The sequence below is a fragment of the Pseudomonas sp. CGJS7 genome (assembly GCF_036961695.1).
The window spans coordinates 35,331-60,428 of record NZ_JBAMDI010000004.1; the positions used below are offsets into that span (position 1 = coordinate 35,331).

At 64.1% G+C, this 25,098-nt stretch carries 22 protein-coding genes and 1 pseudogene; 7 read left to right on the forward strand and 16 right to left on the reverse strand.

All coding sequences use genetic code 11. The features are described from left to right. Both V7787_RS04175 and V7787_RS04180 read left to right on the forward strand, forming a co-directional pair. On the forward strand, positions 1 to 276 hold the full coding sequence (locus V7787_RS04175) for a peptidylprolyl isomerase (protein WP_010953969.1): 276 nt from the start codon (positions 1 to 3) through the stop codon (positions 274 to 276). Positions 277 to 388: 112 nt separating this feature from the next. Further along, positions 389 to 2,866: an autotransporter outer membrane beta-barrel domain-containing protein gene (locus V7787_RS04180; RefSeq protein WP_198747039.1), complete on the forward strand. Its 2,478-nt coding sequence runs from the start codon at positions 389 to 391 to the stop codon at positions 2,864 to 2,866. On the opposite strand, the gene V7787_RS04185 is transcribed toward V7787_RS04180, so the two are convergent. Further along, positions 2,863 to 3,486, reverse strand: a complete 624-nt coding sequence (locus tag V7787_RS04185; RefSeq protein ID WP_012052432.1) for a LysE family translocator — start codon at positions 3,484 to 3,486, stop codon at positions 2,863 to 2,865. The two genes, V7787_RS04180 and V7787_RS04185, sit on opposite strands and share 4 nt — an antisense overlap. A gap of 131 nt (positions 3,487 to 3,617) precedes the next feature. Between V7787_RS04185 and V7787_RS04190 the strand changes: the two genes are divergently transcribed. Both V7787_RS04190 and V7787_RS04195 read left to right on the forward strand, forming a co-directional pair. Beyond that, positions 3,618 to 4,427 carry a helix-turn-helix transcriptional regulator gene (locus tag V7787_RS04190; protein ID WP_020192415.1) on the forward strand — a complete coding sequence of 270 codons (810 nt, stop codon included), beginning with the start codon at positions 3,618 to 3,620 and terminating at the stop codon, positions 4,425 to 4,427. Between the two features lie 83 nt (positions 4,428 to 4,510). After that, on the forward strand, positions 4,511 to 5,125 hold the full coding sequence (locus V7787_RS04195) for a LysE family translocator (protein WP_020192416.1): 615 nt from the start codon (positions 4,511 to 4,513) through the stop codon (positions 5,123 to 5,125). Here the strand turns inward: V7787_RS04195 and V7787_RS04200 are convergent. Beyond that, positions 5,073 to 5,798 carry a serine/threonine protein phosphatase gene (locus V7787_RS04200; RefSeq protein ID WP_064490580.1) on the reverse strand — a complete coding sequence of 242 codons (726 nt, stop codon included), beginning with the start codon at positions 5,796 to 5,798 and terminating at the stop codon, positions 5,073 to 5,075. The two genes, V7787_RS04195 and V7787_RS04200, sit on opposite strands and share 53 nt — an antisense overlap. A 214-nt stretch (positions 5,799 to 6,012) precedes the next feature. On the opposite strand from V7787_RS04200, the gene V7787_RS04205 reads away from it, so the two are divergent. Next, positions 6,013 to 6,756: a carbon-nitrogen hydrolase family protein gene (locus V7787_RS04205; protein ID WP_064490581.1), complete on the forward strand. Its 744-nt coding sequence runs from the start codon at positions 6,013 to 6,015 to the stop codon at positions 6,754 to 6,756. Beyond that, the gene (locus tag V7787_RS04210; RefSeq protein ID WP_064490582.1) at positions 6,753 to 6,995 is read left to right on the forward strand and encodes a hypothetical protein; all 243 of its coding nucleotides are present in this window, start codon (positions 6,753 to 6,755) and stop codon (positions 6,993 to 6,995) included. Before V7787_RS04205 ends, V7787_RS04210 begins: the two co-directional genes overlap by 4 nt. Before the next feature lie 4 nt (positions 6,996 to 6,999). Here V7787_RS04210 and V7787_RS04215 read toward each other — a convergent pair whose 3' ends face one another. From V7787_RS04215 to V7787_RS04255, 9 genes and pseudogenes are all read right to left on the reverse strand, one after another. Then, positions 7,000 to 7,500 (reverse strand): methylated-DNA--[protein]-cysteine S-methyltransferase, encoded by a 501-nt coding sequence (locus V7787_RS04215; protein WP_004576657.1) that lies wholly within the window; start codon positions 7,498 to 7,500, stop codon positions 7,000 to 7,002. 70 nt (positions 7,501 to 7,570) lie between these two features. Continuing rightward, on the reverse strand, positions 7,571 to 8,371 hold the full coding sequence (locus V7787_RS04220; protein WP_064490583.1) for a hypothetical protein: 801 nt from the start codon (positions 8,369 to 8,371) through the stop codon (positions 7,571 to 7,573). 205 nt (positions 8,372 to 8,576) lie between these two features. After that, positions 8,577 to 10,229: a fatty acid--CoA ligase gene (locus V7787_RS04225; RefSeq protein WP_336085926.1), complete on the reverse strand. Its 1,653-nt coding sequence runs from the start codon at positions 10,227 to 10,229 to the stop codon at positions 8,577 to 8,579. Continuing rightward, positions 10,229 to 12,007, reverse strand: a complete 1,779-nt coding sequence (locus V7787_RS04230) for an acyl-CoA dehydrogenase C-terminal domain-containing protein (protein ID WP_104887569.1) — start codon at positions 12,005 to 12,007, stop codon at positions 10,229 to 10,231. Before V7787_RS04230 ends, V7787_RS04225 begins: the two co-directional genes overlap by 1 nt. After that, positions 12,000 to 14,465, reverse strand: coding sequence for an efflux RND transporter permease subunit (locus V7787_RS04235; protein ID WP_104887568.1), 2,466 nt, complete (start codon positions 14,463 to 14,465; stop codon positions 12,000 to 12,002). Before V7787_RS04235 ends, V7787_RS04230 begins: the two co-directional genes overlap by 8 nt. 15 nt (positions 14,466 to 14,480) lie before the next feature. After that, entirely contained in the window at positions 14,481 to 15,476 is a 996-nt protein-coding gene (locus V7787_RS04240; protein ID WP_064490586.1) for a WD40/YVTN/BNR-like repeat-containing protein, read from the reverse strand. 21 nt (positions 15,477 to 15,497) lie between these two features. Next, positions 15,498 to 16,856, reverse strand: coding sequence for a DUF1329 domain-containing protein (locus V7787_RS04245; RefSeq protein WP_064490587.1), 1,359 nt, complete (start codon positions 16,854 to 16,856; stop codon positions 15,498 to 15,500). Between the two features lie 38 nt (positions 16,857 to 16,894). Then, positions 16,895 to 18,850: a DUF1302 domain-containing protein gene (locus tag V7787_RS04250; RefSeq protein WP_064490588.1), complete on the reverse strand. Its 1,956-nt coding sequence runs from the start codon at positions 18,848 to 18,850 to the stop codon at positions 16,895 to 16,897. Between the two features lie 77 nt (positions 18,851 to 18,927). Then, positions 18,928 to 19,503, reverse strand: a pseudogene (locus V7787_RS04255) (RBBP9/YdeN family alpha/beta hydrolase). A 246-nt stretch (positions 19,504 to 19,749) separates the two neighbouring features. Between V7787_RS04255 and V7787_RS04260 the strand changes: the two are divergent. Further along, positions 19,750 to 20,781 (forward strand): AraC family transcriptional regulator, encoded by a 1,032-nt coding sequence (locus V7787_RS04260; protein WP_064490590.1) that lies wholly within the window; start codon positions 19,750 to 19,752, stop codon positions 20,779 to 20,781. Here V7787_RS04260 and V7787_RS04265 read toward each other — a convergent pair. The 5 genes from V7787_RS04265 to V7787_RS04285 all read right to left on the reverse strand — a co-directional run bounded on the left by V7787_RS04265 (position 20,744) and on the right by V7787_RS04285 (position 25,094). Continuing rightward, positions 20,744 to 21,076, reverse strand: a complete 333-nt coding sequence (locus V7787_RS04265; protein WP_020191133.1) for a Rieske (2Fe-2S) protein — start codon at positions 21,074 to 21,076, stop codon at positions 20,744 to 20,746. The two genes, V7787_RS04260 and V7787_RS04265, sit on opposite strands and share 38 nt — an antisense overlap. After that, complete coding sequence (locus tag V7787_RS04270) at positions 21,073 to 21,726, reverse strand: DsbA family protein (RefSeq protein WP_064490591.1); 654 nt, start codon at positions 21,724 to 21,726, stop codon at positions 21,073 to 21,075. The genes V7787_RS04265 and V7787_RS04270 overlap by 4 nt, the downstream gene beginning before the upstream one ends. 4 nt (positions 21,727 to 21,730) lie before the next feature. Beyond that, entirely contained in the window at positions 21,731 to 23,011 is a 1,281-nt protein-coding gene (locus V7787_RS04275; RefSeq protein WP_064490592.1) for an MFS transporter, read from the reverse strand. 127 nt (positions 23,012 to 23,138) lie between these two features. Beyond that, positions 23,139 to 24,191: a 3-keto-5-aminohexanoate cleavage protein gene (locus V7787_RS04280; RefSeq protein ID WP_020191130.1), complete on the reverse strand. Its 1,053-nt coding sequence runs from the start codon at positions 24,189 to 24,191 to the stop codon at positions 23,139 to 23,141. Between the two features lie 54 nt (positions 24,192 to 24,245). Beyond that, on the reverse strand, positions 24,246 to 25,094 hold the full coding sequence (locus V7787_RS04285) for a TauD/TfdA dioxygenase family protein (RefSeq protein ID WP_012052451.1): 849 nt from the start codon (positions 25,092 to 25,094) through the stop codon (positions 24,246 to 24,248). Positions 25,095 to 25,098: the final 4 nt, after the last annotated feature.

Genomic DNA, 25,098 nt, shown 5'->3' on the forward strand with positions numbered 1-25,098 from the left:
ATGAAAGCCCAAGCCCGCCACATTCTGGTCAAGACCGCTGACGAAGCCGAAAAGCTCAAGCAGCGCATCGCCAACGGCGAGGCTTTCGACGTGCTCGCGAAAAAGTTCTCTCTTTGCCCATCCGGCAAGCGTGGTGGTGACTTGGGCGAAATTCGCCCGGGGCAGATGGTCGGCGCCATCGACCAGGTGATCTTCAAGAAGCCTCTGCGAGTGGTACACGGGCCGATCAAGAGCAAATTCGGCTACCACCTGGTGCAAACGTTCTACCGCGACTAATGCGCTAGCCCTTTGCCACCTGACATTTTTGCCAGTTGTGGTCGTGACGCACTCCTCTATACAACCCCGGTAACCCTGTGCACCACACGTGGTGCGCAGGTCTCCCTGGAGAATGGAGGATTTCCTGATGCGTCTACGCCTGATGCTGACCCTGGGTTCGCTCCCGCTGCTGGGGATGGCCTCGCCCGCTGCACACGCGGCTTGTACCTTCTCACCCGGCCCGGGTAACGACACCTACACCTGTGACAGCGGCACTGCGCCCTCGCTGGTGGACACCAGCGGTGATAACCGCCTGGTATTCCCGGCATCCGGTAGCGGCGCCATCACCGGCGACGTAACCTTCGGCGCCGGCAGAGACAGCATCGACATGGCCTCTGGCAGCGTCGGCGGAAACGTCAACCAAGGCGCTGGCATTGATGACTTCGCCATGAGCGGCGGCGTCATCGAAGGCAACCTCAACCAGGGTGATGGCCTGGACACCTTTCACATGACCGGTGGCTGGATCAAGGGCACCTTCGACAGCGGCGACTATGCCGAAATGGACGACGGGCGTATCGGCAACGTCAACATGCGGCTGGACGAGAACACCTTCATCATGCGTGGCGGCAGCGTCGACCGGAACGTCATCGCGGCCTTCGACAAGGACTACATCGAAGTCTTCGAGGGCAACATCGGCGGCAACATCAGCGTCAGCGGTGGCGATGACCAGGTGCTGGTGCACGGTGGCCAGGTTGGCGGCGATGTGTTGCTGAGCACTGGCAACGACCGCTTCACCTGGGACGGTGGCCGTATTGGCGGGCGCGTGGATGCCGGGCCAGGTGATGACACGGCACTGCTCAAAGGCCTTACGCCCGAGGTGCTGAGTATCACGTTGGACGGCGGCGGAGGTAACGACAGCCTGACGTTCGATGCCAGCCAGCCGGCAGGCGGTGCCCACTATGTGAACTGGGAGCGCGTGGCGCTGAACAACGGCAGCCGGCTGGCACTGGATGACACGCTGGTACTGGGCGACAGTGACAGCAGCACGGGCAGCCTCACCCTCGACGCCAGCAGCAGCATCACTTCACGCCAAGGGGTGATCACTGCGTTTGCCCCAGGCCAGCGCGCCGCAATCAGCAACGCAGGCACACTTGACCTCACCGCCGGCAATGATGCCATGGGCCGCTTGCGCATCGAGGGCGATTACACCGGCAACAACGGCACCCTGCGCCTGAACAGCGTGCTGGCCGGCGATGGCGCTGCTTCCGATCGCCTGGTGATCAGCCGCGGCGCCATCGCCGGCTCTACCCAGGTGCTCATCAACAACCTCAACGGCGCAGGTGCGGCGACTGCCCAGAACGGCATCCAGGTGGTCGAAGCCCGTGACGGCGCCACCAGTACGGCCACCGCCTTTGTTCAGACCCAAAGGCTATCGGCCGGTGCCTACGACTATCGGTTGTTCAAAGGGGGCGTCACTGCCGGCAGTGAAAACAGCTGGTACCTGCGCTCGACGCTGGTTGCGCCACCCGCGCCAGCCCCTGTGCCGGCACCGGGCGAGCCGCCAGTGATCGCCCCGGCCGTCACCCTGCCCGTCGCTGCGCCAGCGCCCGGCCAGGCCGAGCTGCCGGCGCCGGTGCAGGGCCAAAGCCTGCCGCTGTACCGCCCCGAGGTCCCGGTGTATGCCGCAGCGCCGCGGGGGGCCGCGATCATCGCCCGCCAGGCACTGGGCACCTTCCACCAACGCCAGGGCGACCAGCTGTTACTGCAGGGTGAGAGCGCCCTCCCCGCCAGCTGGGGGCAAGCCTACGGCGGCACGCTGCGCCAGCAATGGAGCGGCACGGTCAGCCCGAGCCTGGATGGCGACCTGTACGGTTTCAAGGTGGGCCAGGACCTGTATGCCAAGGTTGGCGAGAACGGTTACCGCCAGCATGTCGGTATCTACGTAAGCCATAGCCGCCTGGACGCCGACGTCAAAGGGTTTGCTCTGGCCGTTCACGACCGCAGGGTGGGCGACCTGAAGCTCGATGGCGATAGCGTGGGCACCTACTGGACGCTGGTCGGGCCACAGGGCGCGTACCTGGACGCGGTGTTGCAGTACACCCGCCTGGATGGCCGCGCCCGCTCCGATCGTGGCGACACGCTGAACCTCGACGGCCACGCCTGGACAGCTTCACTGGAATCGGGCTACCCCATCACCCTGTCCGAGCACTGGCGCGTGGAACCGCAAGCTCAGCTGATTGCGCAAAAGGTCGCGCTGGACAGCGCCAGCGACAGCGTCTCGCGCATCAGTCATGACGCCCAGGGCGAGCTGACCGGCCGTTTGGGCCTGCGCCTGGAGGGTGCGTTCACGGGGAGCAGCGGGCGCCTGTTGCAGCCTTTTGCGCAGGTCAACCTGTGGCACGGCGACGGTGGGCGCGACACCTTGACCTTCGATGACGCTGACAAGATCAAGACCGATTACCGCTATACCTCAGTGCAACTGGAAAGCGGTGTGGTAGCGCAGGTCAACGAAGCGCTGAGCCTGCATGGCGGCGTGCAGTACACCGCCAACCTGGACAGCCGCCAGCAGGAAGCCAGCGGCGTGAACCTGGGCGTGCGCTGGCAGTTCTAGCGGCGCGCAGCCAGCAGACCGAGACCCGCGCAGCCCAGCAAGGACGCGCTGACCCGGTTGAACATCCGGCGTGGGCCGGGCTGGCTGAACCAACGCTGCATGTAGGCGCCCAGGCCTGAGTAGATGGCGATGGCCGCCCATTCCAGCAGCAGGAACAACACACCCAGCCAAAGGAACTGCTCACTTACCGGGGTGCTGCTACCGACCGAGACGAACTGCGGCAGGAAGGCGGTGAAGATCAGGATGGCCTTGGGGTTGCCAGCCGCCACCCAGAACTCCTGGCGCGCCAGGCGCCAAGTGCCGCCTGGGTGATCGCTTGCCACCACGGTCTCGCTCACGGGGGCGCGCCACAGTTGCCAGGCGATGTAGAACAGGTAGGCCGCGCCCACCACCTTGATGGCCAGGAACAGGTATTCGCTGGTATGCAACACCACTGCCAGGCCCATCGCTGCCAGGGCGATCATGCCGCAGAAGGCAAGGATACGGCCGGCGCCGGCTACGCAGGCGGTGCGCAGGCCGTAACGGCTGGCGTTGTGCAGTGACAACAGGTTGTTAGGCCCTGGCGCCATGTTCAAGGCGAAGCAGGCAGGGATGAAAAGCAGCAGGCTTGAAAGGTCCATTCTCGTTTTCCTCTGACAACAGCCCTCTATTTCGGCGCGTTCCGGGCCCTGCGGTCAAGTAACAGCCAGCGATAAAAACTGTACGGGTTCACGGTACCTGTTACCCTGCCGGCAATACCGAGGAGCCTGTAATGCCCCGTTCCCACGCCGACCTGTGGCGCGATCCGGCCCTGGCACATGTCGAAAGCCGGCGCGCCTGTCACAGCCGGGCCTGCTACAAGGCCCACAGCCACCCGACGTTTTCCATCGGTGCGGTGGATGCTGGCCGCAGCCATTTCACCGGGGCTGCCGACGGGCAGCAACACTTGGCGCCCGGCACGCTGGTACTGGTTCCGGCCCACCGCGTGCATGCCTGCAACCCGGCCCCCGGCCTGGCGTGGAGCTATCAGATGCTGCATGTGGATGCCGACTGGCTGACGCAGTTACGCCTGGAGTCGGGTCTTGGCGGTATCGAAGCTGGCGAACCGGTGCGTATCTGCAGGGAGGCCGAGGTATATCGGCAGTTCTGCGCGCTGAACAGGTTACTGTTTTCCAGTGCCTGCAACGGCGAGAAAGATGCGGCGCTGATTGCCTTTCTGGGGGACCTGGATTTTTCCGCGCACCCACCGCTGGCAGCGGCCCCCGCCCTGCAAGCCGCCACCTTGAGCGGGTTGCTTGCACGCATCGAACACCAGGACCCTGCGCAATTGAGCCTGGAGGTGTTGGCGCGGGAGGCCGGGCTGGGGCGCTATCAGCTGATCCGCGCGTTTCGTGCGGCTACCGGGTTCACGCCGCATGCCTACCTGCTCAATGCCCGGGTCAACCGTGGGCGGCAACTGTTGAGTGAAGGGCTGGCCCTGGCGGAAGTGGCCTACCAGCTTGGCTTTGCTGACCAGAGCCATTTCCAGCGGGTGTTCAAGGCCCATGTGGGGGTTACGCCGGGGCAGTACCGCGGAAACTGAAACCTGCTGCATATGCAATATTGTTCAATACGCCAGAACGGGCCCGGCAGCAGACTGCGGTTTTTTCCGTAGAGCAGCCCCTAATGCAACAATTCATGATCATCGCCCTGGCCCACTTCCTTGCCCTGCTCTCACCTGGCCCGGACTTTTTCCTGGTCGCACGCAACGCGATCAGCAGCGGCTGGCGCATCGCCAGCGGCGCCTGTCTGGGCATAGCGCTGGCCAATGGCGCGTTCATCGTCATCGCCTTCACCGGGCTTTCGGTACTGCAGCAGGGCAGCCTGCTGTTCAGCGCCCTGCAGCTGGCCGGCGCCAGCTACCTGCTGTACATCGGCGTGCTGTTCCTGCGCCATGCCGGGCAAACCAGCCTGGGCACAGTCGCCGGCAGCCAGCGGGTTCATGGCTGGTGGCGCAGTTTGGGCATGGGCTTCTTGTCTGGCATCCTCAACCCCAAGAACGCGCTGTTCTATGCCAGCCTGGCCAGCATGGTCGCCAGCGTCAGCCCCGGCTGGAAAACGGCCTACGCGCTATGGATGTTCAGCATCGTCCTGCTCTGGGACTTGCTGGTCGCCGTGGCCATCGGCAACCAGCGGGTATTGCGGCGCTTCGCCAGCAGCCTGGCGTGGCTGGAGCGGGCCTCGGGGGTCATGCTGGTGATGTTGGCGGGGGCGTTGTTGCTGCATCTGGCCCGGGGCTGACCCGTTGCAAGGTGCGCATGTCGACCAAGGTGAAATGGCCGCTGGCCCAGCCCCCCGTGTCCAGGTGCCACACATTGCCCAGCAGCTTGGCCTCCAGCACCGGGGTGTGGCCGACCAGCAGGGCTCGCAGGCCCTGCACCGGTTGGGTGTCCCCCTCTTTCAGGCGCCGACGTGACCACTGGCACACTTGGCGCACGTCAGGGTCGTCATCCAGTTCCAGCCAGGAGCGTAAGACTGTCCAGTCGGCAAACGGGCTGTCTGCATGCAGCAGGCCTACCAGACCGTCCGCACTCTCCACTTCCATGGCAATCGGCAACTGCTCGAAACGCTCCACGAAACGCAGTTGCTCGCGCCGCGGCAAGTCGAGGAACCAACCACCCCCGGCGGCGCGGTACATGCCCAGGTCGAGCCGCCCACCGCGCACGCGGGTGATTGCCAAGGCCTCATGATTGCCCTGGACGGCATGGAACCAAGGCTGGGCCAGCCATTCCAGCGCTGCCTCGCTGTGCGGCCCACGGTCGACCAGGTCACCCACGCTGAACAGGCGGTCCACCGCCGGATCGAACCCTACCGCATCCAGGCATTGTTGCAGGCGCTGGAAGTGGCCATGGATATCGCCCACGGCCAGATCCCGTCCCCGGATATTGGCGATCATCCGCCGAAACCGTGCCATTACAGTGTTCCTCCGCTGGTAGCACCCTGCCCGCCTTCGCGCGGGCCGTGCGCATGGCGCTGTCACTGGACAGCATGGCACAAGGTACCGTGGCTGCGCAGGTTGGGAGGCGTTTTGCTGCGCACCCCAGGCTTCCTGAAAAACCCTTCACTGGAACAGGCGTTGGTGCCGGTAGTATGCTCGGCACGTCAATCTTCACCAGGGAATGGTTCTGATGAAACTGTGCGCCGTACAACTGGCGTCGCTCAAGGGCGATTTGCCAGGCAACCTCCAGCGCCATCTGGTTTGCATCGAGCAGGCTGCGGCCCTGGGTGCCGAACTGGTGGTGTTCCCCGAGCTGTCGCTGACCGGCTATGAGCCGAGTGTGGCGCGCCAGGCCGCCCTGCCCGTCACCTCCGCGCGCCTGGACCCGCTGCAGGCAGCCTGCGACCGCCTGGGCATTACGGTTGCCGTGGGCCTGCCATTGCCGACGCCCGACGGCATACGCATCGGCATGCCCATCTTCTGCCCTGAAGCGCCGCGCCAGGCCTATGCCAAGCAGCGCTTGCATGATGATGAACTGCCTTACTTCACCCCAGGTGATCAGGCATTGCTGCTGGAGGTGGGTGAACACCGGGTGGCGCCGGCGATCTGCTACGAATCGATGTTCCTGGCGCATGCCGCCGTTGCCCGCGAGCGCGGTGCCGACCTGTACCTGGTCAGCGTTGCGAAAACCGCCAAGGGTATCCGCGAGGGATATGCGCACTACCCAGAGGTGGCACGCGAGCTGGGCATGCCGGTATTGATGGCCAACTGCGTGGGACCGGCCGACACCTTCATCGGTGCCGGCGGTTCTGCAGCATGGGACAGCCAGGGGCACTTGCTGGCCAGCCTGGATGACCACAGTGAAGGGCTGATCGTACTCGACACCCGCAGTGCCAGCGCGATCACCCTGCCCTTGAACCCGTACCTTGCATGATCTATCTGTTTCTAGCGTTGCTGAGTTACGCCTGCACCTACTGTCTGGTCGGTTTGCTGATTCAGGGTCAACTTGCCGATGTGGCCGAGGGTTTGCGCCATCGGCCCGATGCGCCTACGCCCGGCGAGTACCTGCGTGAGGTCGGGCCCCGCGCACGTCAGGCCCGGCGGCAATACACCCTGATCGCCGGTTCGGTGCTGGCTGTGCTGGCCTGCCTGATCGCCAGCTGGTTCGGTTGACGCCTTACAGGTCCAGTGCCAGGCTTTGCCGCCCTTCCAGCGCCAACAGATACTGTTTGGCCGCCAGGCCACCGGCAAAGCCGGTCAGGCTGCCCGACGCGCCGATTACCCGGTGACAGGGAGCGATGATCGAAATCGGGTTGCGGCCATTGGCAGCGCCAACCGCGCGTACCGCCCTGGGGTTGCCGAGCTGCCGGGCAATGTCGCTGTAGCTGCGGGTTTCGCCGAACGGTATCGCCAGCAATGCGGCCCACACCTGGCGCTGGAACTCAGTACCGGCAAAGTCCAGCGCCAGCTCGAAACGCTGGCGCTTGCCGTCAAAGTACTCACCCAGCTGGCGAGCGGTTTCCCGCAATACCGGGCACTGGTCGTCCCGGTGCAGTGCGCCCAGGCGTACGCGGTTTTCCCGCTCCTCTTCCCACAATACGGCTGCCAGGCAATTGCCACGGGCCACTAGGGTCAGCATGCCGACGGGCGATGGCATGATCGTGAATGCGCTGGACATAGCGGGCTCCTGCAAGTTGCGATCGGCCCACTGTACGCATCCACAGTCTTTCATGCACCCGCTTTCTTGCTCAGTTCATTGCGCAGCCGGCAATGTGCCGCGCCTGGCTGAGCGTGACCTTGGGTATCAGCTCAGCGGGAATGCGTGATGTTGCCGACAGGTTGTAGACGTGGAAATGCTCGCTGACCACTTCCCTGGCCATCAGCTTCAACGACGGCAGGATGCGGCTGTCCCAATGCTGGTCGAGTCCGCACGGCGAAGACGGGCCCTGGCCGTCCTCGTAAAAGCGCCCGACGCTCTGGTCGAGGTCTACCCCCACCAGCAACACTTCCTCGAAGCCCAGGTGATAGGCCAACTGCAAGGCCACATAAGCCACCGTGCGGGCATCGAAAAAGCCATGGGCCATGTCTTTACTGAAGGCAATCGAGCGGCTGCGTTTGCTCCACAGTGCCCGGTTGCACACGCAACTGTCACCATGGCCGCGCAAACCGTCCAGCAGGCTCGGCATGTCGGCTTTGTGCAAGGCATAACACTGGGTGTGGGCTGGCACATCGGCACGCGCATACTGCTCAGGCCACAGGGCCAGGCGTTCGCTGTCGCGCACGGCAGTGGCGAACAAGGCCGGCTGTTGCTGGCAAAAGCTTTTGTCGGTGCACACGTAGAAGAAGGGTTTGATGCCGTGTTCGGCGGTCATGGCGACCGACCCGTTCATGGCGATGATGGGCAAGTGCGCAAACTCGCCCAGCGGAAAATGTTTGGCAGAAGCGCCGGAGGCAAGGATCACCACGGGGCCCTGCTGGGAATTGCGACACGCCTCGAAACCGGAGAACGCCCCGCGTTCAGCGCTTGGCTGCGACGGAAGTGTGTTCATCAATGGCATCTTTAACTGGACAGTACAAACCACAATACTGATCCGTGTATATGCCGTGGCCGCTTTTACCTAACTTTACCTGGGTGAACTCAAGTCAACCGCCATTCCCTTGTTTGGCGGGGTTTTGGGGCTGCTGAGCGCGCGGGCAAAGCCCCGCCAGCAACAAGATGGGGCGCAAGGCGCCCCCAGGCATCGCAAGCCACATCTATATTGCAGTCTGGCGAATGCGTTTCTTGTCGATCTTGCCGACACTGGTCTTGGGGATCTCGTCCACACACCGCACCTGCCGCGGTATCGCCCATTTGGCCAGGTGCCCGCTGTCAACATACGGCTGCAGGTGTCTGGCCAATGCCGGCTGGTCCAACTGCACACCGTCATGACAGACCACCAAGGCCAAAGGTTGTTCCCCCCACTGTGGATCAGGAATACCGATTACCGCGACCGAGGCGACGGACGGGTGCTGGCTGATCAGGTTTTCCAGCGCCACCGAACTGACCCACTCGCCACCGGTCTTGATCACGTCCTTGATGCGATCGCGGATGCGCACCACGCCCAGCGAGTCGATACAGGCCAGGTCACCGGTGTGCATCCAGCCCCCCAACCACAGCGCCGCGCCTTGCTCCGGTTCGTGCAGGTAACCCTGGGTCAGCCAAGGCGCGCGCACCACGATTTCGCCCAGGCTTGCGCCATCGTGCGGTACTTCCCTGCCCTCGCTATCGACGATACGCAGGTCCACCAAGGCAATCGGCACACCGGCATCGATGCGCAGCGGCAGTTGCTGCGCCATGGGCTGTGCCAGCAAGTCGGTGCTCAGGTGGGTGATGCTGAGCAGCGGGCAGCTTTCCGACATGCCGTAGCCACAATGCACACTGATGCCGCGCCCGCTGGCACGCTGGGCCAGGCTCAGCGTCAGGGCGCTGCCGCCCAGCAGCATCTTCCAGCCGGTCAGGTCGGTGCAGCGCCCTTGCTCGCTGTCGAGCATCATCTGCAGCACGGTCGGCACGCAATGGGAGAACGTCACCCCCTCGTCATGGAACAGGCGCACCAGGCGGTTGAGCTCGTAGCGCCCGGGGTAGACCTGCTTGATGCCCAGCGCCGTGGCCACATAGGGCACGCCCCAGGCATGCACGTGGAACATGGGCGTGATCGGCATGTACACATCGCCGGTGCGTAGCAGCGGTACCTCGCCACACGCGGCCAAGGTGCCCTGCTCGACCAGGGTATGCAGCACCAGTTGCCGGTGGCTGAAGTACACACCCTTGGGGTTGCCGGTGGTACCGCTGGTGTAGAACAGTGTGGCCAGCGAGTTTTCGTCGAAGTCGGCAAATTCGAACTGCGGCGCTGCAGCCGCCAGCATGTCTTCGTATTCGCCCAGCAAAGGCACTGTCTGCGCGGCAGCAGCGCCGTCGCTGAGGCGGATGATGCCCTCGACTGCCGGCAGGTCGGCACATAGCTGCTGCATCAATGGCAGGAAGTCGTCATGCACCAGTACCCACCGATCCTCGGCGTGGTTCATGGTGTAGCGCACCTGCTCGCTGGACAGCCGCACGTTCACCGTATGCAACACCGCCCCCAGCATCGGTACGGCAAAGAAACATTCCAGTGCCCGGTGGCTGTCCCAGTCGAGCAATGCCACCGTGTCGCCAGGCTTGACCCCGGCCGTGGTCAGCACGTTGGCCAGCCGTTGGATGCGTTCCAGCAACGTGGTGTAGGTGTAGCGCAGCTTGTCGGCGTAGACGATTTCCTGGTTGGGCTGGTAGCGCACACCCGACAGCAGCAGGCGTTTGATCAGCAGCGGATAGGCATAGGCCTGCTCGGCCCGGGGCATGACGCGAGTGGTGAGCATGTTGGCGGCCATCACAGTTGCTCGGCCTCGAGCAGGTACAGGCTATCGCTGCCGGCCCTGACACTGGCGCTGAGCGAGTGGATGCGTGGTAGCAGGCGTGCAAAGTAGAAGCGCGCGGTACCGAGCTTGCTGAGGTGGAACGGCTCCGGTGCCGCCTGGCCCTGGCACACCACGGCCATGCGCGCCCACAGGTAGGCGTAGAAGGTGTAGCCAAACACGTGCAGGTACTCCACCGCCGCCGCGCCAAGCTCGCGTGGGTTGCCTTGGCTGCGGTCGAGCAGCCAGGCACTCAGTTCGTCAAGGTTGTGCACGGCAGCCAGCAGTGGCGCACTGAACTCGGCGTGCGCCACTGGCAGCGCCTGGGCAAAGCTGACGATTTCGTCAGACAGGCCACGGTAGGCCTTGCCGCCATCACCCAGCAGCTTGCGCCCTACCAGGTCGAGCGCCTGGATGCCATTGGTGCCTTCGTAGATCTGAGTAATGCGGCAGTCACGAATCAACTGCTCCTGGCCCCACTCGCGGATATAGCCGTGGCCACCCAGCACCTGCTGGCCGTGCAGGGTAGTCTCCAGTCCCATGTCGGTGAGGAAGGCTTTGGCGACCGGCGTAAGCAACGCCACCTTGGCCTCGGCATTGGCGCGTGTAGCCGGGTCGTCGCTGTATTTGGCCATGTCCAACTGCAACGCCACGTAGGTGGAAAATGCCCGCCCGCCTTCGTTCAGCGCTTTCATGGTCAGCAGCATGCGGCGTACGTCCGGGTGAACGATAATCGGGTCGGCATACTGCGACGGCGCTTCAACACCCGACGGCGCGCGGCCTTGCAGACGATCACGGGCATAAGCGATGGCTCCCTGATAAGACCGCTCGCCCAGCGCCAACCCCTGGATACCCACGCCCAGGCGCTCGTAGTTCATCATGGTGAACATGGCATTGAGGCCCTTGTTCGGCTCGCCGACCAGGTAGCCGATGGCGTCGTCGAAGTTCATCACGCAGGTGGCCGAGGCCTTGATGCCCATCTTGTGCTCGATCGAGCCGCAGCTCACTGCGTTGGCCTCGCCAAGCACGCCGTCGGCGCCGACCAGCACCTTGGGCACCAGGAACAGCGAGATGCCTTTGGGGCCGGCCGGTGCATCCGGTAGCCGCGCCAGCACCAGGTGGATGATGTTCTCGGTCAGGTCCTGCTCGCCGCCAGTGATGAAGACCTTGGTGCCGCTGATGCGGTAGCAGCCGTCGGCGAGGGGTTGTGCCCGGGTGCGGATCAGGCCCAGGTCGGTGCCGGCGTGGGGCTCGGTCAGGCACATCGAACCGGCCCAACGCCCTTGGTACATGGGTGGCAGGTACAGCGCCTGCAAAGCCTCACTGGCATGGTTGAGCAGTGCCAGGCAGGCCCCGGCGGTCAGCATCGGGTACAGGCCAAACGACAGGTTGGCGGCATTGAGCATCTCTTCGAGTTGGGCGCCGATCACCTTCGGCATGCCCATGCCGCCGTAGGCCGGGTCACCGGCCACACCGACCCAGCCGTCAGCGGCAAATGCCCGGTAGGCATCGGCGAAACCGTCGGGCGTGCTTACCTGGCCAGCCTCCCAGCGGCAGCCCTGCTCGTCGCCACTGCGGTTGAGCGGCGCCACTCGCTCGGCAATCAGCTTGCCGGCCTGCTCGAGTATGGCCCGGGCAGTGTCACCATCGACCACCTCGGCCAGTATGGGCGTTTGCGCCCACCAGGTCGGGATGTCGAACACTTCGTTGAACAGAAAATCCATGTCGCGCAGTGGCGCAAGGTAATCAGACATGAGGCGAGCACTCGGTTTCTTGGGTTTGCGAAAGCGCCGGCGCCTGGGCCTCGGCAGCTGCCGGGGCGCCCTGGCCGCGCAGGAGGAAGTGCGACAACGCGGGTATCAGCACCAGCGCGCCGAGCATGTTCCACAGGAACATGAAGGTCAGCAGCAGGCCCATGTCGGCCTGGAACTTGATTGGCGACCAGGCCCAGCCGGCTACGCCAGCGGCCAAGGTGATACCGACCAGCCCCACCACCCGACCGGTGAAGGCCAGGGCTTTCTGGTAGGCGTGGGCCAGGCTCAGGCCGGCGCGCTGGTAGTGCAACTGCACGCTGAGCAGGTACAGCGCGTAGTCCACGCCAATGCCCACCCCCAGGGCGATCACCGGCAAGGTGGCGACCTTGACGCCGATGCCCATGGCCACCATCAACGCCTCGCACAGCACCGAGGTAAGCATCAGCGGCAGGATTGCCACCAGCGTCGCTCGCCAGCTGCGGAAGGTGACCAGGCAGAACAGGGTCACCGCCAGGTACACCAGCAACAGCATGCGGTGGTTGGCCTCGCGCACCACCTCGTTGGTGGCGGCCTCGATGCCCGCGCTGCCGGCGGCCAGCAGGAACTGGTGGTCAGCACTGCTGTTGGCCTGGGCGAAACGCTCAGCCGCTACAGCCACCTGGGCCAGCGTGTCGGCGCGGTGGTCCTTGAGGTAGGCGATCACCGGCATCAGCGAACAGTCGTTGTTGAACAGCTCCGGGGCGTTGACCGAGGCTTGCTGGGCGGCGTAGTTGAGCACGTCCTGGTTGCGCTGAAGGCTGTTCAGGCGCGCGTTGCCTTCGTAGGTACCCGCAGTGATCTGGCGCACCGCGTTTGCCAGCGACACGGTGGTCTGCACACCCGGCAGTTGCTGCAGCTCCCAGGCCAGGCGGTCGGCGAGGATCAGTGTCTGATATTGCAGGCAGCCTTCGGGGGCCGTCTTGACCATGACCGCGAAGGTATCGCTGGACAGTGCGTAGTGCTGGGTGATGTAAGCGTTGTCGAGGTTGTAGCGCGAGTCCGCACGCAGCTCGGGGGCGCCACTGTCGAGGTCGCCAATCTTCAGCTGGAGGCTACCCCAGGTGCCTAGGGCGGCCAACGCCAGGGCAGCCAGCAGTGCAGCACTGGCCCACTTGCGTTCGGTGAATCGGTCAAGCAGCGCCCACAGCCGGCCGAAGCCACGGTGCTGATCCGCGCGAGCATCGATACGTAGCGCTCGCTCGGCAGCCTTGCGGCCCACACCGACATAGGACAGCGCCACCGGCATCAACAGCAAAGAGGTAAAAATCAGCACTGCCACACCAATGCTGGCGGTGATTGCCAGGTCCTGAATCACCGGAATATCGATCAGCATCAGCACCGCAAAGCCCACGGCATCGGCCAGCAGTGCGGTGACCCCGGCCACGAACAGGCGGCGGAAGGTATAGCGGGCGGCAATCTGCCGGTGCGTACCGCGGCCTATGTCCTGAAGGATGCCGTTCATCTTCTGCGCCGCGTGCGACACGCCGATGGCAAAGATCAGGAACGGCACCAGGATCGAATACGGGTCGATGGCATAGCCCAGCCAGGCGACGATACCCAGCTGCCATACCACCGCAGTCAGCGAACACACCACCACCAGCAAGGTGCTGCGCACACAGCGGGTATAGCAGTAGATGATCACCAGGCTGGTCAGCACAGCCAGCGCAAAGAACGCCATCACCTGGATCAGGCCGTCGATCAGGTCACCCATCAGCTTGGCGAAGCCGATCACATGAATGCGGTACTGGCCGCTGGCCTGGTACTGACTGCGCAACTGTTCGAGCTTTTGCGAAAAGGCATGGTAGTCCAGGCCTTTGCCGGTGGCTGAGTCCTGGTCCAGCAGCGGCACCACCAGCATGCTCGACTTGAAGTCGCGCGCTACCAGGCTGCCGACGATGTTGGCACGCTCGATGTTCTGCCTTAGCTGTTCGATATCACCGGCTGCGCCTTGATACCCGTCAGGCATGACCGGGCCGCCCTGGAAACCCTCCTCGGTTACCTCGGTCCATCGCACCGCCGGGCTCCACAAGGACTTCACCCATGCCCGGTCCACGCCTTGGCTGAGGAACAGTTCGTCGTTGATATGGCGCAGGGTCTGCAGGTAACCCGGGTCGAAGATATCGCCGTGGGTGTTCTCTACCACCACCCGGACCGCATTGCCCAATCCGCGCAGCGAAGCGCGGTTTTCCAGGTAGTTCTGTATGTAGGGGTGGCTCTGCGGCAGCATCTTGTCAAAGCTGGGGCGCAGCTCCAGGCGCGTCGCCGCCATGAAGCCCAGCACCGAGGTTGCCAGCAGCATGCACAGCAGAAATGGCCAGCGATGGTTGAACACCAGGCGCTCCAGGCAATTGCCCGAGCGTGGGTCGAAATCGGCGAGGTTGCGGATTACCGGAAGCGTATCTTGGCGGGTAGCGGCCATCAGGGTCTTCTCTTGTCAGGGGTGCTGCGTGGGGTTACCGGCCTGGTTGCGCACGCCACGCTCGCCCACCACCACCAGGCCGTTACCGGCATCGCTGACGAGTGCGGTGACTGGGCTGCGGGGGCTGTGGGCTACCGGGCTGAAGCTGGCGCCGTCATCACGGCTGAGCAGCAGGTCACCGGCCTGGCTGGCAAGCCACAGCTGCCCATCAGGGTCGATACCGGCGGCGGTGAGGCTGGTGTTGATCCCTGTGTCGATCAGTTGCCACTGCTGGCCGCCATCGGTACTGCGATAGACGTGGCCGCGCAGGCCGTATATCAGCAGCACGCCGGGCTTGCCGACGGCACCGAACAGGGTGCCGGCGTAGGGTGTGCCAACGCGAGCGAAGCGCTTGCCGTCCCACTTCAGCAACAGGCCCTGCTCGCCCGTGATGAACAGCTCGTCGCCCACCGCGGCCAGGCTGGTCAGGTGCAGGCCTTGCGGGTTGTCGCTGTGGTCGAGCCACGGCTGCCAGTGCTTGCCGCCATCCGTGGTGCGAAGCAGCAGGTTGAACACCCCCACCGCGTAACCCGTGCGGGTATCGCTGAACCACACGTCGAGCAAGGCATTGTCGGTGCCCGCGCCTGGCAGCTGTTCGGCCAGTACCCGGCCGTCCAGCTGTTTTTGCCAGTGCATGCCACCGTCACGGCTGTGCAGGACCACACCGTCATGGCCCACCGCCCAGCCCAGCTCGGGCGTGGCGAAGCTCACTGCATTCAGGTCGGCGCTGACCGGCACCTGGGCTTGCTGCCAGTGCGCGCCGTGGTCATCGGAATACAGGATGTGCCCGCGCGGACCGACCACGACCAGGCGTTGCCCGGCCAAGGTCACATCACGCAGGGCGCTGCTGCTGGCAAGGGCGCTGGGCATGGCGGGCACATCCAGCACATCGGTGAATGGCGCTGCCTGGGCCGCGCCATGCAGCGCAACCAGGGCCAGCATCACCACGCTGCATCGTTTGAAGACAGGCATTGGAACCTCTGCTCCGTGCGTTTAGCGAATGCCGTTGCCGGCCAGCGAATCGGGCGACCATTGGGTTTTCGACAACGGGTCGATGTAACGGATGCCGCCGTAGGCACCGACCACGCCATTGAGGTTGTAGGTGCCGCCGATGAGGTCGTAGATCATGAACGGCGTGGCGTCCGGGGTCTGCTTGTCATAGCTCTGGGTGAGGAAGGCGAACGAACCCCGGTACAGCTGGCCACGGGCGTCGTACTGGTCCGAGGCCAGCGCGATCCAGCTGTCCTCATCAAGGTAGAAGCGGCGCTTGTGGTAGATGTGACGCGCGCCGTCCTTGAGCTTGCCTTCCACCACCCACACGCGGTGTTTTTCCCAGCGTACAAACTGCGGCGCCAGGTGATTGGGGGTGATCAACTGCTTGACGTCGGTGTTGTAGGTCAGCCGGTAGGTGTTGTAAGGCACATACATTTCCTGCTTGCCGACCAGGGTCCAGTCGTAGCGGTCCAGCGCGCCGTTGAAGACGAACACGTCATCGTAAGTGCCAGAGCCGGAGGTGCCCGGGTTGGGCGTGTCGTAGGCCAGGTTAGGCGCCAGCTTGACCCGGCGCTGGCCCGGCAGGTACTGCCAGGCGCTGCGCGGTTGCACCAACGGGTTGGCAGCGTCGCGCAGCATCATTGCTTCACCGGCACGGCGTGCGGGCCCGGTGTACACCAGTTTCATCTGGTAGTAGGTGTCCTTGGCGCCGATCGGCTTGGTCATGTCCTCATAAATCGGGTAACTGATGTGCGCCTGGCCGGTGGTCGACAATGACGGTTTGCCGGCAGCATCGACGTTCCAGGAGTCGTACTTGGCGGTCATGCTCACGCCCTGGTAGCGCAGCAGGAAGTTCCACATGGCCTCGGCGCCGTTCTGCGGAATGGGGAACGGAATGCCCGGCAGCACGTTGTCCACTGCGCTGCCGCCCTCCTGGCTTCTGGCGCCGGTGGCGTTCTTGCGGGTGTTGTCCAGCACCGCCTGCGGCAGCGCAACGCTGCGGTGCGTCGGGTACACGTCAACGTGGTAGCTGGGGTAGCGCTTGAGCAGTTCGAGGGTAGTGGCGGTCAGTTGCCCCTTGTACTGATCGGCATTCTTGCCATCGATGACCAGCAACGGCTTCTCGCTGGCAAATGGGTCGGGGCGCATGCTGGCGCCGCTCTGATAGCTGGCCGGCGGGGTAAGCAGGCCGCCTTGGTAGGCCGGGATGGAGCCGTCGGCATTGCCGGCCTTTTCGGCGCCGAGGGTGGTCAGGTTGTTGCCCAGGTGTGCAGCCTGGTCAGGAGAAACGGCAGCCTGGGCGGCGTTGAGCGCGGCCAGCGACAGGCACGAGGCCAGCAGGGTACGTACGAAGATCATGATGATTGTCTTCCTGTGTAGGCGGTAGGAAACAGGACTCAGAAGGTCGTCTTGACGGTCAGGTACAGCGCGCCACGGTCTTCGGTGGTGGCGCCACCACCGGAGAAGGAGGCGTAGCCGCCGCCGTAGCAGGTGTAATCCTGTTCGCCGTCCAGGGCATTGGGGGTGCTGCCGTCGGTCTGGCCGTCCTTGCAGGCCTTGGTCTCACCGAAGCTGTCGACGTACTTGAGGTCGACGAAGTACTGGTTGTAGATCGCAGCGCTCAAGCCCACCGCGTAATTGCCGGTGTTTTCGGCGCCGCCGCCTTGCACCGGCGAGACACCGTCCAGGCCGACGTTGACCGACAACGGCATGCTCAGATCCATGCCTGGCAACACCTGGTACCAGGTGGGGGTGAAGTTGACGGCGATACCCCAGTTGTCGCGGGTCGCCTTGTCGATGCCGCGGTAGCTGCCCTTGCCTTTGTACAAAGCCTCGTTGTGGCCATCGAGCTTGAGCAGGTTGCTGTAGAACAGCTCACCGAGCAGGGTTGCCGAGTCGAACAGAGGCGTGTCACCCATCGTCATCAGGCCGTTGACGGTGAAATGCAGGGTGTCGCCAGTGGCGCTCAGGCTGTCACCATCCTTGGGTACGTCGTAGACCACCCCGCTGCTGGGCAGGCGCGACGGCAGTAAACCGAAGCCACCACCCAGGCCACCTTGGCCGGGGGCACTGACGATTGCCGGGATACTCGCCAACGGCATGTTGTGGCGGATGTTGAGGTCGCTGCCGACGCTGATGCCACCCACATCCTTGGACAGGCTCAGGCCGTAGATGTCGATGTTGTCGGCATAGGCAAACTGGTAAGTGGTGCTTTGCAGCGAGTTGTACAGGTTGCCGACCGCCGCCTGGCGGCTGCCCGGTGGGTTACCGAAAGGGCCACTGGCCACGGTCATGCCGCGCGCGTCGAGCCAGGCCTGGGGCAGGATCTCGGACGTCTTGCGGTAGTAGAAACCGAGGGTGCCGCCCAGCCATTGCGGCGACCACCTGGCCATGATGCCCCAGTCGCCGCTCTTGCCGGGCGTCAGGTCATGACCGCGGCGGATGGTGGTCAGCGCTCCGCGCACCGGGATCAAGCCCGGGGTGCCGGTGTGGCCGAGCAGGAAGCTCTGCGCGCCCTCGCCTACCACATCGGCGCCGCCATAGTAGGTGCCCGCTTCGGGCAAGCGGGCAGCATCCCAGTCGAAGAAGTACTGCGCACCCAGGGTGAGTTCGGAGTTGACCAGGAACGAGGTCGACAACTGGTTGCGGGGGACGAACAGCTCCTTGGCTTCGGTGCCTGGCGATGCCGCCAGCTTGGCCAGGTCCAGGCCGGACTGGCCATAGCTCAGCGAATGCACGGGGTTGAGCAGGGTTTCCCCCCAGAACAGGTTGTGCTGGCCCAGCTTGGCACTGACCTGCGACGCTTCGCCGACATCACGGCTCATGAATACGAACGCATCCAGCACTTCGCCCGATGGGCCGTTGTAGTATCGCTGGGCGTAGTTGCTCAGGTGCGGGCTGCCCAGGGGTATGCCAGTACCCGGCAGGCCATTGAGGCTGGGGCTGATGCCCGACTGATCACCGTTGCCATTGACGAACGGGTTGCTGTTGGAGCCGGTATTGTCGTAGGCCTTGTCGTACCAGCTGGCAGTGCTGACGCGAAAACCGGTGTTGCCCTGATACACCACATCCAGCTCGGTCAGCAGGTCGACCCGGTTTGTGATGTTGGTGCCGGCCTTGCGGAAGTTGTAGTCACCGTCGTTGCTGTTGGGCGTGCCCAGCATGCGCTTGTCGGCGCTTTCCGTGCGCACGCCATAATTGTATTTGACGGTATTGTCGAAGCGCACGGCCCAGTCTTCATTGCCGGTCTCGACTTCGACGGCCTGGGCGGCGGGCAGCGTGAGCAGGGCGACGGCGCAGGCGAGCAGGCAGCGCTGTGGCTTCACGGCATGGTGAATGCGGTGTTCTGGCATTACGATGGCTCCACGTATTGTTATTGTTTTTTACGCCGCCCGTCTGTTGCGGGCGTGGCTGGGGCGTCCATGCGTTACTACAGGGTTTCGGCGTCCAGACGGCGGATCAGGGCCTCGGCCAACGGCCAGGGGCCGAAACCGGAAGCCGGGTTGAGATGGCCGACGGCGCCCAGGTTGACCAGCTCACTGCCCCAATGGCGGGCAAGTTCGCTAACGGCGGCGTAGCTGGCCAGGTGGTCATTGCTACTGGCCGCGACAATGCTCGGGAACGGCAGCGCCGTGGTTGGCAACGGCGACCAGCCCTAGGCGGCCAGGCTGGCCGGGGTTGGGTAGTGCGCCGGCCACTGGGCGTCGAGGTCTGGCGGGGCAGCCAGCAACGCCCCCTTGATCGGCCACCGGTAACGCGCGGCCCAGTGGGCGACCATCAGAACGCCGGCACTGTGTGCCACCAGCAGCACCTGGCCGTCGATCTGCTCCAGTTCGCGCTGGATCGCCTCGACCCGGGCGTTGCAGCAAAGGCCGTCAACCTTCAGCGGCGGTACGCTGCGCACCTTCGCCAGGCGGCTGGCAAGCAGCGTCTGCCAATGATCGGCGACGTGGTCGCGCAGGCCAGGGACGATCAACACGGTGGCAGTGGTTTGCAGTTTTTCCACGGTGAACCTCGTGTGCGGTGTAGCTGTTGAGGTTCACAGTAAACAGCCCTCCCCCCGGGTGCTTCACATTGGGCGTCAGGTACTTTTCATTTGATGACAATGGCCCGAACAGGGCTTTGCTTTTCAATTGATGACACGCAGGCTATAAAACCCGTGCACCTGCAAGCCAAGTGCTTTTTGTCGCAACAGCCTTGTGCTGCTGCCTGAAAGCGCCAGGTTGCCTGAACAATAGGGATAACAATAAAAATGCCTGCCCTCGTCCGCGCCGCCAGCTTGACCAACTACCTGGAAGTGTCCCGCCACCTGGGCCTCAATCCCCACACACTGCTGGCGCAGGTGGGCCTCAGCGCGGCGTTGCTCGACGACCCCAACCGGCGTATCCCGGTGGCCAGCGTGATCAACCTGCTGGAAGCTTCCGCCAGCGCCAGCCACTGCGAGAGCTTCGGCTTGCGCATGGCCGAACTGCGCCAGTTGTCGGACTTCGGCGAAATCAGCCTGCTGCTCAGCCACCAACGCAACCTGCGCGATGCGCTGCAGGTGATCGTGCAGTACCGCCACCTGCTCAATGACGCGCTGGCCATTCATATCGAAGAAGCTGGCAAGACCGTGGTCATTCGCGAAGAGGTGATCAGCGAGCGCGCGCCCTGTAGCCGCCAGGCCACCGAGCTGGCTATCGGCGTGATGATGCGCTTGTGCGCGGCACTGCTAGGCACGCACTGGCACCCGATCAGCGCCAATTTCACCCATGCGGCACCCGCCGACCCCGCCATTCACCGGCGTATTTTCGGCTGCACGCTGGTGTTTGGCAGCGAGTTCAACGGCATCGTCTGCCCTGCCGCCGACCTCGACAGTGCCAGCCCGCTGGCCAACGAAGCCATGGCCCGCCTGGCTCGGCGCTACCTGGACACGCTGCCGGCAGGCAGCGAGCCATCGCTGGAGCTGGAGCTGCGCAAGACCATCTACCTGCTGCTACCCATGGGTCGGGCCACCCTCGAGCAAGTGGCGCAAACCCAGGGCATGAACGTACGCACCCTGCAGCGGCGGCTGGAAGACAGCGGCTTGACCTTCAAGGACCTGATCAACAGCGTGCGACGTGACCTGGTGATGCGCTACCTGGAGAACCCCAGCTATTCGCTGGGTCGCATTGCCGATATGCTCGGCTACTCGATGCCCAGTTCGTTCACCCGCTGGTTCATCGCCCAGTACGGCATGCCGCCGGCCAGCTGGCGGGCACGCAGTGTCAGCCCTGCTCCCCAGGCCCGTCACCATCGAGGGTGATGAACACCGCATCACCCTCCTGCTGCACCGGGTAGCTGGCAACTTTCAACGCCTTGGAATTGACCAGGTAGCCGCTGGCCAGGTCGAAGCGCAGGCCGTGGGCACAGCACTGGATCACCCGCCCTTCCAGGCGCCCGCCACACAGCGACGCCCCTTGGTGCGGGCAGCTATCGTCGATGGCATAGAGCGCACCGGCGACATTGAACAACGCTACGCTGCGGCCCTCGCAGGCCAGCAGCACCCGGCCATTGCGCTCCGGCAGCTGGCTGGGGTTCAGGGCGATACGCAGGCTCATGCCTGCACCCTCTCTGACAAGGCGTCGGTCATCGCGGCAAACAGCGCCTCGGCTGGCCGCACCCCGGCAATCAGAGGGCCCAGGTTGAAGCGATAACGTGGCACGGCACTGCCTGCACGCCCTGCACCGTCGAGGAACGGGCTGCCATCATCACGCAGACAATCGATTACCTGCGCGGCCTTTAGCCCGCAACTCTCGGCGATGCCGAGCAACGTGCGGCTATCGCCGAGGTCGCGGCCTTGGTGGAAATAGGCAATGAACAGCCGCTCCAGCAACGCTTGCTGTTGCGACGCGCCAAGCAGACTGCCGGCCCGCTGCATCAACCGGTGGGCGTTGCCGGTGTTTGGCATGCGGCAGATGCGCGAGAAGTCGATATCCTCCCCCACCACGCGGGCAGCGGCGCGCACCTGAGCCTGGCGCTCGCGCACTGCCTGCTCGCTGCCCAGGCGTTGAAGGTAGAACTGTTTGAGGGGTACCCCATTGGCTGGCAGCCCCGGCAGCAACTGCACGCCCTGCCTGTGAACCTGCACTTGCACGTGTGGCTGCTCACGCTGCAACAGCAACAACGCAGCCTGCAAGTGCCGCTGGCCAATCAGGCACCAGGGGCAGACGAAATCGAAGAGCACCTCGATGGACAATTGCTGTTTCACAGTTTCAACTCCTGGCGCGCAGACGATCCATGTCGCGGTGGTAGTGACGTTTGGCAACCAAGAACACAGCCGCCGCTGCAATGCTTGTCAGTGGCACCAACTGCAGCGCCGCCTGAAGCCCGATCAGGTCAGACACCCGACCGGTGATCAGCGGCCCGGTGGCCAGGCCCAGCAGGTTGTTGGCCAAGGTCAGGGTGGCGAATGCCGTGCCATGCACAGCAGCGTGGGTAAGGTTGGCGACCATGGCACTGGACGGGCCATTGGTGCCGGCGGCTATCATCATGCCCAGGCAGATCAGCACCAGTTGCGCGGTACCGGCAGGCAACGCAAAGGCTATGCTCAGCAGCGCGCAACTGCCCAGGCAATAGCCGATGGCCAGGCTGATCTTGCGGTCCGGGCGTTGCCGCCCAAGGCGATCGCAGAGCATGGCGCAGAGAATCATGCCGATACCACTGCACAGCACGATGACGGCGGCGATCGCCCCCGCGCGGTCGGTGCCCATGGCGTAATAGCGGTTCAGGTAGCTGGGCATCCACACGATCAGGGTGCCGCCGACAAACAACTGCAGGCCACTGCCGACATAGGCGGCGATGACCGAACGGCTGCTGTACAGGGTGCGCAGCGGGTGGCTGGCCTTGTCCAGCGCCTGCTGCGCGCACTTGGGGGCAATGCGCCCCTCTTTGACGATGACTGGGTAGAGCATCGCCAGCACCAGGCCGAACAATGCCATGCCGGCGAATGCCCAGCGCCAGCCCAGGTGCTGGGCCAACACCCCGCCCAAGGCCATGCCCAGCACCGAGCCGAACATGCCGCCCGCCATGAACGCCCCGGCCAGCGTCGAGCGCATGTCGCGGGGGAATACCGCGACCACCACGGCAATGCCGACACTGCCATAGGCGGCCTCGCCGACCCCGACTAGGAAGCGTGCAATGAACATTTGCGAATAGTTTTCCGCCAGGCCACAGCCGAGCGTGGCCAGGCTCCACAGCACGGCCATCAGCACCAGGCTGCGTACCCTGCCGAAACGGTCGGCCAGCAGCGACAACGGGAAGGTCAGCAGCCCGACCATCAGCGCGACGATGCCGCTGAGCAAGCCCAACTGGCTGTCGCTCAATGCCCATTCGCCCTTGAGCAGCGGAAACACCGCATTGAGCACCTGGCGCGACATGTAGTCGGAGATCAACAGGCCGAAGGTCAAGGCGAAGACGACCCAGGCATAGCGCCGGGGGATGCTGTTGGCAGTGTCGGTGCCGGAGTCTTCGGCGCTGACGAGATAGGTGGCCATGTTGCCTCCTTGGGTGTGAAGCGTGGGTGTCGTTTTTGTTGTTATGGGTAACCGCCAGAACTCACGTTGCGTTTTTTGGCCTCTTCGCGGCGACGCTCGCGAAGAGGCCGGGCCTGCCATAACCGCATCAAGTGCGCTGCGGCACGCCCTTCTCACCCGCCTGGCGGTTCGGCGCCATGCCATTGGCTTTCAACGTTTGCTCGACACTGTCGTACTGCTGCCCGATGCGGTAAATGGCGCGGGCCTCCTTGCCGCTGGCAATCTCGCGCCCCAGCTCATGGGCCACGCGCACGGTCTGCTGGACCTGCTGCACCGAGGTGAAGCGTTTGCCGTGCTGGTCGATGATGGTGTCTTCATTGCCGCAGCGCGGGTGCAGGCCCATGGCCAGCGCCATGGTGTTGAACGGCAGCACGTTCTTGAGCAACGATTCGGCAGTCAGGGTGCAGCCGTCCGGCGCGCGGTGGATGAAGTTGAAGAAGTTGAACGGGTTGGGGCCGTCGAAACCGCCGCCAATACCGATCCAGGTCAGGTTCAGCGGCCCCATGTAGTCACCCCGGCGCACGATGCGTTCGAGGGTTTCCAGGGCATGCATGCCGGTCAGCTGGAAATGCGGCTGGATATGGCTGGCCTGCAGGCGGCGCAAGTGCTCGCGGACCCAGGCCGGGCCGGCCGGCACGGTCATTTCGCTGTAGGCGGCATGGATTGCGGGGCTGGCCAGCGAGGTGCCTTCAAGGTACTCGGGGTACAGCAACTCCATGATATTCATCTGCGTGGTGTTGATGGCCACGGTCACCTGGTCGGGGCGTGGCGTCAGCTCGGCAAGCATGTGCCGGGTGTCATCCGACAGCCATTTGGCCGCCTCGCCTTCACCTTCCGGGGCGAAGGAAATCGAACCACCAACTTGAATGATCATGTCCGGCACAGCTTCACGTACCCCGGCGATCAGCTCGTTGAACTTGGACAGGCGCTTGGAGCCTTTGCCGTCCAGCTCACGCACATGCAAGTGCAGCACGGTGGCGCCTGCCTCGTAGCAGTCGACGGCCTTCTGCACCTGCTCGTCCATGGTCAGCGGAATGTCTTCAGGGAAGTCTTCGGGCATCCACTCCGGGCCATAAGGGGCGACGGTGATGACCACCTTTTCCATGTTTTCCGGGTGCAACGAATCGTCGAAGAATTGCATGCTGTAGTCCTCGCTATTGTTATTGTGCGGTTACCGCCAGTGACGGCGGCAGGCTTAGAACGTGCGGCTGCCCTTGATCCCGGCACGCTCCATCTTGCGATGGCATGGCGGGTAGTCCATGACCGCGTAATGCTGGGTGCTGCGGTTGTCCCAGATCGCCACGCTGTTGGGCTTCCAGCGCCAGCGCACCTGGTATTCGGGCAGGTAGGCCTGGCTGATCAGGTAACGCAGCAGGTCGCCGGCACCGGGGTTCGCATCCTGGCCGAAACGCACCCGCTGCGGGGTGTGGTAGTTGCTGAAGTGGGTGGTGAAGGCGTTGACGAACAGCACCTGCTCGCCCGTTTCCGGGTGGGTGCGTACGACCGGGTGCTCGGCGTCGGGGAACTGCGCCTTGAGTGCCAGCCGTTTGTCCAGCGGCATTGCAGCGCCGAAGCTGGCCTCGATGCTGTGGCGAGCGCGTAGGTCTTCGATTCTGGCCTTTACATCGTTTGGCAGGTTTTCATAGGCCAGTACCATGTTTGCCCACAGGGTATCGCCGCCTACCGGAGGGCATTCCACACAGCGCAGCACACACCCCATGGGCGGCGCCTCACGCCAGGTGGCATCGGTGTGCCAGGCATTTTCATAGCGGTCGTTGGGCTGGTCCGGGCGCTTGTAGATCTGCACCAGCCCCGGGTGCTCCGGGTCGCTCCCGGCCACCGGGTGGTCCTCCAGCTCGCCGAAGCGGCGGGCGAAGGCCACATGCTCGGCACGGCTGAAGTGCTGGTCGCGCAGGAACAGCACACGGTGCTGGAGCAACTGCTGACGCAACTGGGCGAACAGTTCGTCGTCGTGAATCGCATCGGCCAGGTTGACGCCACTCACCTCGGCACCGATCGCGCAGGTCAGTTGTTCGATGTGCATGCTG

Bases quoted from the DNA above. Each gene is read 5' to 3' on its own strand.
- V7787_RS04175 (WP_010953969.1), top strand. From the start codon at position 1: ATGAAAGCCCAAGCCCGCCACATTCTGGTCAAGACCGCTGACGAAGCC.
- V7787_RS04180 (WP_198747039.1), top strand. From the start codon at position 389: ATGGAGGATTTCCTGATGCGTCTACGCCTGATGCTGACCCTGGGTTCG.
- V7787_RS04185 (WP_012052432.1), bottom strand. From the start codon at position 3,486: ATGGACCTTTCAAGCCTGCTGCTTTTCATCCCTGCCTGCTTCGCCTTG.
- V7787_RS04190 (WP_020192415.1), top strand. From the start codon at position 3,618: ATGCCCCGTTCCCACGCCGACCTGTGGCGCGATCCGGCCCTGGCACAT.
- V7787_RS04195 (WP_020192416.1), top strand. From the start codon at position 4,511: ATGCAACAATTCATGATCATCGCCCTGGCCCACTTCCTTGCCCTGCTC.
- V7787_RS04200 (WP_064490580.1), bottom strand. From the start codon at position 5,798: ATGGCACGGTTTCGGCGGATGATCGCCAATATCCGGGGACGGGATCTG.
- V7787_RS04205 (WP_064490581.1), top strand. From the start codon at position 6,013: ATGAAACTGTGCGCCGTACAACTGGCGTCGCTCAAGGGCGATTTGCCA.
- V7787_RS04210 (WP_064490582.1), top strand. From the start codon at position 6,753: ATGATCTATCTGTTTCTAGCGTTGCTGAGTTACGCCTGCACCTACTGT.
- V7787_RS04215 (WP_004576657.1), bottom strand. From the start codon at position 7,500: ATGTCCAGCGCATTCACGATCATGCCATCGCCCGTCGGCATGCTGACC.
- V7787_RS04220 (WP_064490583.1), bottom strand. From the start codon at position 8,371: ATGAACACACTTCCGTCGCAGCCAAGCGCTGAACGCGGGGCGTTCTCC.
- V7787_RS04225 (WP_336085926.1), bottom strand. From the start codon at position 10,229: ATGGCCGCCAACATGCTCACCACTCGCGTCATGCCCCGGGCCGAGCAG.
- V7787_RS04230 (WP_104887569.1), bottom strand. From the start codon at position 12,007: ATGTCTGATTACCTTGCGCCACTGCGCGACATGGATTTTCTGTTCAAC.
- V7787_RS04235 (WP_104887568.1), bottom strand. From the start codon at position 14,465: ATGGCCGCTACCCGCCAAGATACGCTTCCGGTAATCCGCAACCTCGCC.
- V7787_RS04240 (WP_064490586.1), bottom strand. From the start codon at position 15,476: ATGCCTGTCTTCAAACGATGCAGCGTGGTGATGCTGGCCCTGGTTGCG.
- V7787_RS04245 (WP_064490587.1), bottom strand. From the start codon at position 16,856: ATGATCTTCGTACGTACCCTGCTGGCCTCGTGCCTGTCGCTGGCCGCG.
- V7787_RS04250 (WP_064490588.1), bottom strand. From the start codon at position 18,850: ATGCCAGAACACCGCATTCACCATGCCGTGAAGCCACAGCGCTGCCTG.
- V7787_RS04260 (WP_064490590.1), top strand. From the start codon at position 19,750: ATGCCTGCCCTCGTCCGCGCCGCCAGCTTGACCAACTACCTGGAAGTG.
- V7787_RS04265 (WP_020191133.1), bottom strand. From the start codon at position 21,076: ATGAGCCTGCGTATCGCCCTGAACCCCAGCCAGCTGCCGGAGCGCAAT.
- V7787_RS04275 (WP_064490592.1), bottom strand. From the start codon at position 23,011: ATGGCCACCTATCTCGTCAGCGCCGAAGACTCCGGCACCGACACTGCC.
- V7787_RS04280 (WP_020191130.1), bottom strand. From the start codon at position 24,191: ATGCAATTCTTCGACGATTCGTTGCACCCGGAAAACATGGAAAAGGTG.
- V7787_RS04285 (WP_012052451.1), bottom strand. From the start codon at position 25,094: ATGCACATCGAACAACTGACCTGCGCGATCGGTGCCGAGGTGAGTGGC.